This is a genomic window from Aeribacillus sp. FSL K6-2848 (genome assembly GCF_038004325.1).
GTDB classification, from domain to species: domain Bacteria; phylum Bacillota; class Bacilli; order Bacillales; family Aeribacillaceae; genus Aeribacillus; species Aeribacillus composti.
In genome coordinates this window covers 1428978-1441641 of record NZ_JBBOQQ010000001.1, presented here as the reverse complement: position 1 = coordinate 1441641, position 12664 = coordinate 1428978, and the positions used below count along the sequence as shown (strand labels likewise).

The 12664-nt window shown below is 36.7% G+C and carries 12 protein-coding genes and 2 pseudogenes; 5 read left to right on the top strand and 9 right to left on the bottom strand.

Annotated elements, in window-relative coordinates; all coding sequences use genetic code 11:
* Nucleotides 1-246: 246 nt before the first annotated feature.
* Both NSS70_RS07170 and tnpA read right to left on the bottom strand, forming a co-directional pair.
* Entirely contained in the window at nt 247-1527 is a 1281-nt protein-coding gene (locus NSS70_RS07170) for an RNA-guided endonuclease InsQ/TnpB family protein (RefSeq protein ID WP_094246128.1), read from the bottom strand.
* Nucleotides 1528-1944, bottom strand: coding sequence for an IS200/IS605 family transposase (tnpA, locus tag NSS70_RS07165; protein WP_094246129.1), 417 nt, complete (start codon nt 1942-1944; stop codon nt 1528-1530).
* A gap of 255 nt (nt 1945-2199) precedes the next feature.
* On the opposite strand from tnpA, the gene NSS70_RS07160 reads away from it, so the two are divergent.
* Complete coding sequence (locus NSS70_RS07160; protein WP_144597540.1) at nt 2200-2538, top strand: thioredoxin family protein; 339 nt, start codon at nt 2200-2202, stop codon at nt 2536-2538.
* 220 nt (nt 2539-2758) lie between these two features.
* Nucleotides 2759-3124 (top strand): hypothetical protein, encoded by a 366-nt coding sequence (locus tag NSS70_RS07155; RefSeq protein ID WP_340881147.1) that lies wholly within the window; start codon nt 2759-2761, stop codon nt 3122-3124.
* Between the two features lie 47 nt (nt 3125-3171).
* On the opposite strand, the gene NSS70_RS07150 is transcribed toward NSS70_RS07155, so the two are convergent.
* Complete coding sequence (locus NSS70_RS07150; protein WP_340882482.1) at nt 3172-4488, bottom strand: (Fe-S)-binding protein; 1317 nt, start codon at nt 4486-4488, stop codon at nt 3172-3174.
* The gene (glcD, locus tag NSS70_RS07145) at nt 4488-5900 is read right to left on the bottom strand and encodes a glycolate oxidase subunit GlcD (RefSeq protein WP_340881146.1); all 1413 of its coding nucleotides are present in this window, start codon (nt 5898-5900) and stop codon (nt 4488-4490) included. The genes NSS70_RS07150 and glcD overlap by 1 nt, the downstream gene beginning before the upstream one ends.
* A gap of 134 nt (nt 5901-6034) precedes the next feature.
* Between glcD and NSS70_RS07140 the strand changes: the two genes are divergently transcribed.
* On the top strand, nt 6035-7165 hold the full coding sequence (locus NSS70_RS07140) for a CdaR family transcriptional regulator (RefSeq protein WP_130157612.1): 1131 nt from the start codon (nt 6035-6037) through the stop codon (nt 7163-7165).
* A 395-nt stretch (nt 7166-7560) separates the two neighbouring features.
* Here the strand turns inward: NSS70_RS07140 and NSS70_RS07135 are convergent, their stop codons facing one another.
* The 4 genes and pseudogenes from NSS70_RS07135 to NSS70_RS07120 all read right to left on the bottom strand — a co-directional run.
* Nucleotides 7561-8133, bottom strand: a complete 573-nt coding sequence (locus NSS70_RS07135) for a DJ-1/PfpI family protein (RefSeq protein WP_063386439.1) — start codon at nt 8131-8133, stop codon at nt 7561-7563.
* A 56-nt stretch (nt 8134-8189) separates the two neighbouring features.
* Nucleotides 8190-8900 carry an iron-sulfur cluster assembly protein gene (locus NSS70_RS07130; RefSeq protein ID WP_117017476.1) on the bottom strand — a complete coding sequence of 237 codons (711 nt, stop codon included), beginning with the start codon at nt 8898-8900 and terminating at the stop codon, nt 8190-8192.
* A gap of 52 nt (nt 8901-8952) precedes the next feature.
* On the bottom strand, nt 8953-9975 hold the full coding sequence (locus NSS70_RS07125) for an amidohydrolase family protein (protein WP_063386441.1): 1023 nt from the start codon (nt 9973-9975) through the stop codon (nt 8953-8955).
* A 272-nt stretch (nt 9976-10247) separates the two neighbouring features.
* Nucleotides 10248-10418: pseudogene (locus NSS70_RS07120) on the bottom strand (NAD(P)-binding domain-containing protein); the annotation flags it as partial.
* Between the two features lie 389 nt (nt 10419-10807).
* Between NSS70_RS07120 and NSS70_RS07115 the strand changes: the two are divergent.
* Complete coding sequence (locus NSS70_RS07115; RefSeq protein ID WP_340881145.1) at nt 10808-12007, top strand: GTP-binding protein; 1200 nt, start codon at nt 10808-10810, stop codon at nt 12005-12007.
* Nucleotides 12008-12027: 20 nt separating this feature from the next.
* Nucleotides 12028-12474, top strand: a pseudogene (gene dcd / locus NSS70_RS07110) (dCTP deaminase); the annotation flags it as partial.
* A 27-nt stretch (nt 12475-12501) separates the two neighbouring features.
* Here dcd and NSS70_RS07105 read toward each other — a convergent pair.
* Nucleotides 12502-12654, bottom strand: a complete 153-nt coding sequence (locus NSS70_RS07105; RefSeq protein WP_339199336.1) for a hypothetical protein — start codon at nt 12652-12654, stop codon at nt 12502-12504.
* Nucleotides 12655-12664 lie beyond the last annotated feature (10 nt).

Genomic DNA, 12664 nt, shown 5'->3' with positions numbered 1-12664 from the left:
CCAAAACACTTTTTCTTCTTTTGCTCTTCCTCTTTGGCCACAGTGATCATTTTGCGTGTCTCCATGGATTCCTTTAGAAACCGCGTGAGAAGTTCATCCCTTTCCTTTATGTATTTCTGTTGTTGATCTAACCTCATCATGAGTACTTTAGCAGATCGTTTTGTTTGGCACCATCACTTTTAACGTTTGTATATTATCGTTATAACGATGTGAACTACTCGTCATTGAAATGACGAGCTTCCTGTTCTACGCAACGAACTGTTGTCCGTTAAACGTATACACAGTCGGCGTGTCCAACACCACTACTGATTGAGATAAAGCCTTAATCTCTTTCAGATACTTTTTGCTGATATTGATAGCACCATTCACATCCGCATTGATGGTTGTATGACAGTCGTTACATACATATAACCCTCGATGAATCCGATTACTCGGCTTTGCGTTTTCTTCACAAGGGAACATTTGGCATACTGAACATGCTTGAGAGGTGTATTCTTCGGTTAATAAACGAACATCTATTCCTTGCTCCTGCGCTTTATACCGTATCATTTGAATGATTTTCGCATACGGAAAACCATGCAATTTTTGATTCGTTTTCTTGTTGAATTTCGCTTGTTCTCGTATACCTGTAATGTCACCAATCACAATCGTTTCGACTCCTTGTTGCAGAGCAATATCAATCACTTTTCTTGTCATACAATGCAACATGTGATGCACTTGTTTTCTTTTCTTTTGATAAAGTTGTAACACACGTCTGGAAGGTTTCGGGTATTGTATTCCTTTAGCACATTGTTGAGCGAAACCAATCGCTTGAAAATGGGCGATTTGTTTATGAAAGTAGCGTTCAACGGATAGCCATTGCCTTCCTGAAATGATGTGTGCTTTTCCTTGATAATCATAACAAGTCATCGCATTGGCAATCCCTAAGTCAATCGATAAAAATTTCGTGCTATTCTTTTGTTTCAATGGTACATCTTTGTATTCTTGAATCAGATAAATCGTATATTCTTTTCGACTGATGGGTTTCACTTCAATCAGTTTTATCTTTTCGATTTCGATATGTTTCGGAATCGGGATATAAAGATAACTTTCTTCCAATCCATACGTTTCTTTTAAAAAGGCTTTTTGAGCCTTTGGAATGGGTAAACGAATTTTGGTATTGTTCTCCACCAATTTGAAACTGTTATTTAGAAAACGGACATTAAAGTTTTGATGTTTGAATCGTGGTGGTTGTGGATTATCTATTCCATTGCTTTCCTTTAGTTTGAAAAAAGACACCCACGCTTCTTGCAAGACTTTTAAGACCTCTTGTGCTGATTGAGCAGGTAATTGTTTATACCAAAAATGTGTTTTTAATCGTTTTTTCTGTTCATACCAATTCGGGAACGGTACACCTTGTTCTTTCGACCAATTCCGTTTTTCATAGTTCCCCACATTCCATAACTTACGACTGGCATAACACAAGTGATATAAGATGATTTGATTGGTTCGATTCGCTTTATAGGTGAAATACGATACCTTTTTCATTTAGTCACCACCTTTCTTTTGGTTAGCAATATAGCGTTTTATGACATCCTCACTAATAGAGCCAACGGTTTCAATATAATAACTAGAGTTCCATAATACTCCTTTCCATAATTTTTGTTTGATTTCAGGAAATTGCAGAAAAATTTTTCTCCCTGAAATCCCTTTTAACATTTTGACAATATAAGAAGGTGCTATTTTTGGATGAGCTGATACAAATACATGAATATGATCTTGTTCACCCACCTCTACCATCTGCAACAGAAAACCTTTTTCTTCTGCAATCTCTTTAAAAATTTTCTTGAGATATAACTCAACCTCTTGTGTCAAAACCTTCTTTCGATATTTCACAGACCATACAATATGATAATTGACATTATAAACACAAGTTCTTGCGTGAATTAAATTTGTTTTCTTCATACATATAGTATATCAAAAATATACAAAAAAACCAATTATTTCAATCTTTAATAAACCACATATAGTCTTTATAAAATATAAAAAAAGCGATTCATCTCCCCTTTAAAAAGGGGAGGATTCTCGCTTGTCTATCCTAAAGCCCCTCCAAGTGAATCTCCTGCTTCTCAACGTGTGAAGCATCTGTTCAATTTCTTTATACCTTCCTATGGTATAATGAAGTAAGTTTTTTGATCATGAAAGGGGACGAAATGAATTTTGCAGACAAACCATGATTTATTTTCCATAGAAGATGTCGAGCAATTTATTAATAGTCATCATTTGGCATTTTTATATATATCCAAAACAAATTGCAGTGTTTGTCATGCTTTGCTGCCAAAGGTGGAAAAAGTGCTGGCTGAGTTTCCAAAGATTCAAATGGGCTTTATCAACGTCGATGATATTCCGAGCATAGCCGGTCACTTATCCATATTTACCGCACCTGTTTTAATTTTGTATGTCGATGGAAAAGAGGTTTTGCGAGAAGCGCGGTTTGTTCATGTTGAGCAGTTTAAGGAGAAAGTGAAGAAAATTTATTTTTTAGCGGAGCAATCGTAACTTGTTTGCGGGTGAAGGCACCTTTTGGCTGAGATGTTTCACAGAGGCGGAATGCTAACAAATGTATTCCATGAGCGGAGTCTTCTACACATAGGGGCTGTCTAATAAGTCGATTTTCCGGCTTATAGACGCCCCTTTAATATTTTTGAAACGTTGATATATCAATGATTATGATGTTTCATTCTGGACAGCCCAAAAAATATTCTTGTTCTAAAAGGGAATGAATCTGCTTAAAGTTAGACTGGATCATCAAACGAAAGCAAACTTGCCAACGCCGCAAGCAAAATCCTCCAATGATGAAAATGAAGTCTGGAATAAAAAGAAACGTTTAGTTATTTCATTCATGAAAAATCTATATGTTCTCACAACCGTAAAATCTATCTTGATGGCGGTTGAAATAACGGAATGCATGCGCGGTACATTCCGTTTCTTTTCTTCATTTTATGTTGAATTTAACTTAAAATCAGACACAGATGCTTTCGAAGGTCTGAGACACTTGAGTAGAAGCTACTTCAAACAAGTCCGCTTCTTAGAGAAAGTCCTCCCCCATAATCATCTGAACAAAAAACTGCAGCTTAACAATTAAACATTCACATTAAGTTTCAAAATTACATCAAATATAGTGCTTGTTCGTTATTTCGCTGCTTCTAACAATAGATCCACAATATGAACAGCTTTTACATCCTTTAATCCTTCTCTTTCAATTCCTAGCTTCATTTGCATGAAACATCCTGGATTAGCTGTTACTATTGTAGTAGCACTGGTTTTTTTCATTTTTTCCATTTTCTGATCTAAAATTTCCATGGATGTTTTCGGTTCGACAATGTTATAAATGCCTGCAGAGCCGCAGCAGCTATCGGCATTTTCCATTTCTGTGAATGTTACTCCTTTAATTGAACGAAGCAATTCTCTAGGAGCTTTTGACGTTTTCATGACGTTTCTCAGGTGACAGGAATCTTGATATGTGACGACTTGTTCAGGAAGTGAAAGGCGAAATTGTTTGTGAAAATCAAGCTCATATAAAATGGACGTAATGTCTTTTATTTTTGCAACAAATTTTTCAGCGCGCTCTGACCATTGCGGATCATCTTTTAATAAGTGATCATATTCAATCAAGAAAGCGCCACAGCCACCTGCGTTTGTTATAATATAATCTACTTCGTTTTTTCCAAACGCTTCAATATTTTGTTTTGCTAATTCTTTCGCTAGTTCTTTTTCTCCGCTATGACCATGCAAAGCTCCGCAGCATGCTTGTGTTTTGGGAATAACAATTTCACACCCGGCTTTTTGCAATAATTGAATGGTTGCATGATTTGTTTCGAGAAACAACGTGTCCATTAAACATCCGGAAAAGAAAGCAACAGTTGCTTTTTTCTCTCCTTTTGGCGGGAAATATTCAGATCGCTGTTTCAGTGTCTTTCTCTCAGGAACATCAGGCAATATTTTTTCCATTTCCCGGAGATGATCTGGAAACAGTTTCATAAATCCTATTTTACGTGCCGCTTTTTGAAGTCCAGAGCTTTGATAAAATCCAACTAAGCTAGTTATGTTGATTAAATTATTTTTCTTAGGAAATAGTTGTTTAAAAACCACATTTCGAACTGCCCGCACAGGTAAAGAATGCTTTTTATTTTGGTTAATTATGTCTCTTGCTTCTTCTAATAAATGTCCATAATTCACACCTGATGGACAAACCGGCTCACACGCACGACATCCTAAACACAAGTTTAAAGACTTTTCAAATTCATCATCCGGTTGAAGGACCCCATCATAAACTGCCTTCATTAAGGCAATTCTTCCTCTTGGTGATTGGCTTTCTTTATATCCAGACACAATGTAAGTTGGGCAAGATGGCAAACAAAAACCGCATCTCATACAATTTAACAGCTCATCTTCGTCCATGCGTTCCTTGAAATCTCTTTGGATATTTTGCTTTTCTGATTCTGTCATCATTTTGAGATCACCACTCGTTTTCGTGTATCCTTTGCAAATAATTTCCCAGGATTCATAATATTGTTTGGATCCAATGCAGCTTTGATCGACTTCATCACATCGATGCCAGATTTCCCTAGCTTCCATTCTAAATAAGGCGCTTTCATGGCTCCTACTCCATGTTCTCCAGTAATTGTTCCTCCCAGTTCAATGGCCTTTGCAAATATTTCAGCAAAAGCTTTTTCCACCCGTTCCATCTCATCTTTCTTCCGAATATCTGTCGTGCAGGTAGGATGAAGGTTTCCGTCTCCCGCATGACCAAACGTGCATATTTTTACGTTATGTTTTGCGGCTATTTCATTAATGGCTTTGACCATTTTGGCAATTTCTGATCTTGGAACAGTCGCATCTTCTAAAATGGTAGTTGGTGCTAGTCTGGCTAATGCGGACAAAGCGGTGCGTCTCGCTGTTCGTAAAGCTTCAGCTTCTTCTTCTGACTGGGCAATTTGTACAGATACGGCGTTTTCACTCCTGCATATTTCTTCCATGACCTTCATATCTTTACTCACATTTTCAGGCGTTCCATCTTGTTCAATCAGTAATACGGCTTGCACGTCTGTTGGCAGTCCGATTTGTGAATAGTCCTCCACTACTTTTAGCGTCGGCTGATCTAAAAACTCTAAAGTTGCCGGAATTACTTTATTGGCAATAATTTTCGATACGGAACGCGCAGCAGCTTCTAAATCTTGAAATAAAGCAAGCATTGTCTTTTTTGATTCAGGCAGTGGGATCAGCTTTAATGTCGCTTCTGTAATCACTCCTAACGTTCCTTCAGAACCTATAAATAAGCGCGTTAAATCATACCCTGCCACATCTTTCGCTAGCTTTCCTCCTGTTCGAACAATTTCCCCATTAGGAAGAACCGCCTCTAGCCCTAGCACATAATCACGAGTTACTCCATATTTCAGTCCTCTTAATCCTCCAGAATTTTCGTTAATATTTCCCCCAATTGTAGATATTTTCATTGAGCTTGGGTCTGGTGGATAAAACAAACCTTTTTGTTCCACCGCATGGATTAAATCAAGTGTGATAACTCCCGGTTGACATGTGACGGTTAAGTTTTCCTCATCGATCTCTAAAATATTGTTCATATGTTTAAATAGAAGAACGATTCCTCCTTCAACAGGACAAGTGCCGGCGCATAAGTTCGTACCAGAGCCCCGCGGAACAATCGGTATTTTATTTTCATTACATAATTGCAATATTTTAGATACTTCCTCTGTATTTCTAGGCGAAACGACCGCATCCGGAATCGATTGAAAATTTGGAGTCGCATCATACGAATATACTAACCTTTCAACTTCCGAATCTTCAAAATTTTCTTCTCCTACAATATTTATGAATTCCCTCTTTATATCAGGAGCAATCATTCAAACCCCTCACTTTTATTCTTTTCGTTTTATTATAAAGAATGAGAGTCATATTATCTATGTATGATGATATAATTAACATACCAAAAATACCTATTTTATTGTCTTTTTAACCAAAAGGGTGGTGATACGAGTTGCAATTATCCCCAAAGCTGGCTGCTAAAATTATTTCAGAGGTTCAGGACGTAGTCAAAGAGGATATCATATTAGTTGATATTAATGGGATCATCATATCCTCCACTGATGAGAGTCGGATCGGCTCTTTTCATGAAGGAGCTACGATTGTTATTAAGTCCAAACAAAAGCTTTACATTGATCAAATCAAAGCACAAGTGCTGAAAGGAGTCAAAGCAGGAATCAATATGCCCATTATGTTTCATAAGAAGGTAATTGGAGTGATCGGAATAACTGGCGAACCGAAACAAGTGGAGCCTTATGCGGACTTAATTAGAAGAATGACAGAGCTCATTATACAAGAAGCATATTATACTGAAAGAAACGAATGGGAAATAAGAGGAATAGAATCGTATCTTTATGAATGGATCAATGCTTCGTCTGTGGATAAAGATTTTTTAGAGCGCGGGTTTATGTTAGGCATTCCTGTGTATGACACTCATGTTTGCACACTCATGGAATTGGAGATACACACATTAAATAATTACGATATTCATCGAATTCAAAAAGAAATCATAGAATTGTTTTATTCTATCTTCGGGAAAGAAAAACATTTTATTGTTCGATGGGGGCAAGAGCGCTTTTTAGTATTAAAAAAGATGGATGCTTCTTATAAACAAAATTATTTTTACAGTCAGTTAAACGATTTAAAAAAAAGATTCGAAAACAGATACAAAAGCACTTTAGCTATTGGCATAGGAAAAACAGCTTGCAAACACATGATCAATAAATCTTTTAAAGAAGCACAAAAAGCATTAAAGGTAGCGCGAAAAAATAAAGGCATTGTATTTTATGAGGATCTTATATTAGAAATCATCTTGGAAGATATCCCATCAGAGATGCAAAAAGATTTTTTGAAGCAAACCATTCATATGATGGAAAAAGATCAAATTCTAATCGAAACGTTACAACACTATATGAACAATAATCAATCGATCAAAAAAACAGCAGAGGAAATGAATATCCATATTAATACACTGCACTACCGTTTAAATAAAATCGAAGAGCTGACAGGAATTAACCCTAAAACAACAGAAGGAATTGTCATATTTTATATATCGTTACTGTTATTAAATTCTTTAAACCGTTAAGTCCGGATAATTTGATCGAAACGGGAGTGAATGAAAAAAGACAATCGGCAAATGTTGTTCGGGGAGACGACCGGCAGGAAAACTTGGGATTGCTGCTATACGCCAAGTATTAAGTCCATAGTGTCTTTCAATGGGCAATTTCCTTTTAGACAAGTAATTAGGAACTGCTCTAAATGTGGAGAACGTCTGGACACATGTTTGACATTCCAATGATTTTCTCTAACTGTCTCATTTGAACGTCACTCAAATCATCCTCATTGGATTTCCTCCGCTTACATCTTGGATTCGATGATAAACGTATTTTTCCTGATGAAACAAAAAATCCCGAATATCGAACTTTTTTCAAGTATCCGATATTCGGGTTGCATTTTCAAATACATCAGCCCTTTTATGTTTTAAACAGCAGACTTTTCTCTTACATTCAACAATTTAAAGAATTCTCTCATGAATCCCGGTAAATCCGGCCAAGCGTGGCCCGATACAATGTTCCCATCCACATGAAGCATTTTTTCCACATAAGTAGCTCCTGCTGCTTCCACTTCTGGTCTACAAGCAGTGTAAGCTGTCATCTCTCTTCCTTTGATGTATTCTCTTACAGTTGTTAAGACTAATTGTCCATGACAGATCACCCCAAGAGGTTTATTTTCTTTTAAAAAGTGAGCAGCAATTTCCTGAACCTTTGGATTCATACGAATATATTCAGGCGCACGCCCTCCTGGGATAATTAATCCATCATAGTCGGCCGGATTAATCTCATCTACTGATGCATGAGATTCGATTTTATATGCCCATTTTTCTGTAAAAGTCTCCATTTCAGGAAGGAAATCATGGACAACCGTCTGGAGCTTCTTTTTAACAGGTGAGGCAATTGTACAATTAATATTTTCTTCAATACAACGATAATAAGGATAAAACACTTCTAATGCTTCAGCAGCATCGCCAGTAATAATAAGAACATTTTTACTCATCTTACATCACCTTTCCTTTTATTATGAAATTATTTGTACGCTGTAAAAATTATGAATCATTTTGCCAAACTGCCTTCATAAGCAGCAGACAAATTATATCGTGCCTCCAACAATCCCCGGCAATAATGCGCATTAAACTCCATGCTCAACCTTGTCAGCTTGGCGCCTTTCAAGTAATCTGAAAACTCTTCTTCAGTCAATGGTTTCCCTTCTGGAGTTGTTATGGCAAATGTACTTGAGTGATGGAATACTTTTTTCTTCTCCAAATATTTTTCTCTTAACAGCCTCCCTTCTTCGGGCAGGGACAGTTCATTCAGTTCTTGTAGAGATAAAGACGTAATTTCTTCCTTTGACATTCCTATTTTTAGTAGATATTTCATCAGTTTCTCTTGCCTTGCATAGTAGGCTTTTATATCAAAAGTTTTGCGTAATTCTTCAAGATCTCCGTCAGATACATTATGGAAGACTTCGCGAAACGATTTTCCTGCTGATGCTCCGTGATTAATTTCATCGGATGCACAATGATCGAGTAAATGAACTTGAACCGTTTTTACCCATTCAATCTCAGATACATATTTCCTTATATCTTCAGCCATGATGTAGGCAAAGTTAGGAGAGCACCAATAAGTTGGAAGGCGAAAGACTACTTTAACATGATTATCCTTCACTAGGACTTGATCGATAAATCCCAACTCTGTTAACGGCTGATCCAGTTCAGGATCATACACTTTTTCAAGCATGCTATATACTTGCTTTTCTTTATCCATTACCTCGCTTTCACCTCCCTTTTAAGTTTTTTCATCAACTATTCTCTATTCGTCACGCTATCCGTTTGGATAATTGACAATTTTTTAATTTTTCTTTTTGTTTTTCGATATCAATGTTATATAATCTCGCTGCATTTCCTGCTAAAATCTTTTTCTTCACTTCCAAATCAAATGTAACTCCAGTCTCTTCTTGTATATCCTCTGGAAGCTCAAATTCAAGAAACTTTTCAATGATCCATTTCGGTTCCCATATAGCATAGTCACTTCCAAAAATGATTCGGTCTTCATCAAGCCAATACAACAATTCACTTATAATGTGAGCAAAATAACGAGGTCGATCATGGATTAAAGCAATGGCAACTGCCAAACCTGCATAGACATTTTTCTCTTGTGTAGCAATCCAGCAAAAATCTTCTAATCTTGGAAGCCCTACATGTTCGACAATAAAGTTCAGTTCAGGGAAACAGCTTGCTGCATCATCAACATCTGCTACGTCAAATGCATCCCGATTTAAAGGAGTGATCGTCGGCCCCTTATGAATGTGTATGTTTCTTATCCCCAGTTCTTGACATTTTTCAAGATATCTTTTTGACCAATCATCAGATAGTTTATAGCCCTTTGAATTACCATACCAATCAGCTGTATATAACTTGACCCCTTGCCAGTTGTATTTTTCTTTGTTTTCTTCTAATTTTTCTAAGCCTCGTTCGCCATGCCGAGGATCGAATGTTCCATTGCAAATAAAACGATTAGGGTACTTTTTTGAAAGCTCCTCATTTGCATCAAAATTACCAAAGCCATTTTTATAAAACTCTTTTAGAAAAACTGGCTGAAAAATCGCCATATCCACATATCCTTCCATAAACACGTCATTCACAAGTTTTTCTGGAGAATACTTTACAAACTCATCTTTCGGCCACCAATATTCTTTCGGACTTAGATTTTTGTGATAATCATAAAAACAACTAATAAATTGTTCTCCGTGGATATTCAATTGATTCTCCTTGCTTCCATCCCATAAGGCAATGTGTGCATCAATAATAAAAATTTCTTCACCATTAGATGCTTTAAACAATTTCATTCCCCCTCACATGAGATTAATTAAATAATTGAAAACGCTATCATTTTTCACGAATATTCATTGATGTTTATCAGGTAATAATACTTTATTTTCTTTTTATTCAGAAAATTTTAATCAAATTATACTTGGTTCATCCTCAATTTGATATATACACTTAAACAAAAAAACAACCATTTCTCCAGCAATTTTTTGGGTGATTAAACAAATTTTTTATAATCAAAAACAGACAGCGAAACAGCGTTTAAATCTAATGCACCAAATCCTTATCCTGTGAACGATGGCGTAATAAATCTCATCTCCTTCGGCCATTGCATAAACGATGACCCAATACGGTCACGCTCTAAAATTCCGCAATTTTTAATTCCTAGTCGTTTTAATAATATCCCCATTCCAATCCCGACAGGACCCGCTCCTACGATTAGAATAAAAGGGTTCATCTCACTCCTTGAAAATAGTAAAAACTATACCATCTAAAACGGAATTTGTGAATGGATAATTTTTTTCCATTTATAAAAGCATTGTGCACATCGATTTCAAGCTTCCAGAAATTGTTCATGATGTGTATTGTACGATTGTTTTATAGAAGAACTTTCTCTGAAGTACTTTTTGGCAGCTATGAATGCGTTCTGCTTTTGTGTATATCGTTTAATATTCGGCTTGCGTCATTCTAAATCAATACTCCCACAGTTTATTTTGCATTTACGAAAAAAATATGTTTAAATATTATATAAATCGTAATGATTACGATTTATATAAATTGGTTTTCAATTTTCTCGAACCAATCTGAGGTCAAAGAAAAACTTTAATTGTTGAAAGGAAGATGACAATGGATAAAAAAATACCTGTGACCGTTTTAAGCGGCTACTTAGGAGCAGGGAAAACTACCATTCTGAATCATATTTTACAAAATCGCCAAGGGCTCAAGGTAGCCGTTATTGTGAACGATATGAGCGAGGTCAATATTGATGCTGAATTAGTCAAACAAGGCGGAGAGCTTTCAAGAACTGAGGAGAAGCTAGTCGAAATGTCAAACGGATGTATTTGCTGTACATTAAGGGAAGATCTATTAATCGAAGTAGAAAGGCTCGCTAAACAAGGAAATATCGATTATATCATTATTGAATCGACTGGAATTAGTGAGCCAATCCCAGTTGCTCAGACTTTTTCATATATTGATGAAGAACTAGGAATCGATCTGACGCGCTTTTGTCGATTGGATACGATGGTGACGGTTGTAGATGCCAATCGATTCTGGAAGGATTACCAGTCAGGTGATCGGCTATTAGATAGAAAGCAAGCGTTAAGTGAAGACGATACTCGTGAAATCGCAGACCTTCTTATTGATCAAATTGAATTTTGCGATGTGCTCATCTTGAATAAGTGTGACTTGGTGTCTGAAGAAGAATTGGCAAAGCTGGAAAAGGTATTAAAAACATTGCAGCCAAAAGCGAAACTTATTCGTACTGTCAAAGGTGAGATTGATCCTCGAGAGATTTTAAACACTGGACTATTCAATTTTGAGGAAGCAAGCTCTTCAGCTAGATGGATCAAGGAGTTAGAGCAAGGGCATGATCAGCATACACCGGAAACTGAAGAATATGGAATTTCTTCCTTTGTTTATTCAAGACGTTTGCCTTTCCATTCCGAGCGCTTTTACAATTGGCTTCACTCCATGCCCGAAAATATTGTAAGGGCAAAGGGAATTGCATGGTGCGCAACTAGGAATAACCTTGCCCTTTTGATGTCTCAGGCAGGACCTTCTGTTAGTATTGAACCGATCTCTTATTGGGTCGCTTCTTTACCGAAAGAAGAGCAGCAGCAAATTTTAAAGGAAAACCCTCATTTGCTGGACGAGTGGGATGATCAGTTCGGAGATCGGCAAACAGAATTAGTATTTATTGGAATAGATTTACGCCCTGAAGAAATCATAAAGGAATTGGATAAATGTTTACTAACCGACGCTGAGTTTGATCAAGACTGGTCTACTCTTCCAGATCCATTCCCTTGGAATTTACAAAAAGTGTAACTGGAGGAAGGAAAGAAGGAATGATTTTATCTGGAAAAACTATTCTTGAGAAAATTCAACATAAAGAATTGGTCATTGATCCCTTAACAAAAGAGCAAATTCAACCTGCTTCAGTAGATTTGCGCCTTGGAAATCATTTTCTTGTGATGGATGAGCACGCCAATGCTCATCTATCATTAGAGGCGAAAGCGAAATATAAAGAAGTAGTGGCTGAAAACGAGAAAATTGTCATTCCCCCCTTCTCTTTCTTGCTTGCGACTACTATAGAAACCATCGAGCTGCCGGAAAATCTTACTGCTTTCGTAGAAGGAAGAAGCTCGATCGGCCGCTTAGGGCTATTTATTCAAAATGCCGGTTGGGTTGACCCGGGATTTAAAGGACAAATCACGTTGGAACTGTTTAACGCGAATCGCCTACCGATTGAATTAACGATAGGAAGAAGAATTTGTCAGATTATCATTTCTAAATGAAGATTAACCAACTGCAAATGTTGATCACGCTGACACAAAAATTTGGGCAAAACTGGCCGAAGCAGAGAGCCAACTTTGAATAAAATGATCATCAGCTGGTTGATCACGATACTCATAATAATAATTAATAAGGTCAAATAATTGTGATAAAACTTTCACTTTTTCTACCTTATCCATTTTATTCACC

What these genes read in the sequence shown, in the direction of transcription:
- NSS70_RS07170 (WP_094246128.1), bottom strand. Translation starts at nt 1,527, where the DNA reads ATGAAAAAGGTATCGTATTTCACCTATAAAGCGAATCGAACCAATCAA.
- tnpA (WP_094246129.1), bottom strand. Translation starts at nt 1,944, where the DNA reads ATGAAGAAAACAAATTTAATTCACGCAAGAACTTGTGTTTATAATGTC.
- NSS70_RS07155 (WP_340881147.1), top strand. Translation starts at nt 2,759, where the DNA reads ATGAATCTGCTTAAAGTTAGACTGGATCATCAAACGAAAGCAAACTTG.
- NSS70_RS07150 (WP_340882482.1), bottom strand. Translation starts at nt 4,488, where the DNA reads ATGACAGAATCAGAAAAGCAAAATATCCAAAGAGATTTCAAGGAACGC.
- glcD (WP_340881146.1), bottom strand. Translation starts at nt 5,900, where the DNA reads ATGATTGCTCCTGATATAAAGAGGGAATTCATAAATATTGTAGGAGAA.
- NSS70_RS07135 (WP_063386439.1), bottom strand. Translation starts at nt 8,133, where the DNA reads ATGAGTAAAAATGTTCTTATTATTACTGGCGATGCTGCTGAAGCATTA.
- NSS70_RS07130 (WP_117017476.1), bottom strand. Translation starts at nt 8,900, where the DNA reads ATGGATAAAGAAAAGCAAGTATATAGCATGCTTGAAAAAGTGTATGAT.
- NSS70_RS07115 (WP_340881145.1), top strand. Translation starts at nt 10,808, where the DNA reads ATGGATAAAAAAATACCTGTGACCGTTTTAAGCGGCTACTTAGGAGCA.
- NSS70_RS07105 (WP_339199336.1), bottom strand. Translation starts at nt 12,654, where the DNA reads ATGGATAAGGTAGAAAAAGTGAAAGTTTTATCACAATTATTTGACCTT.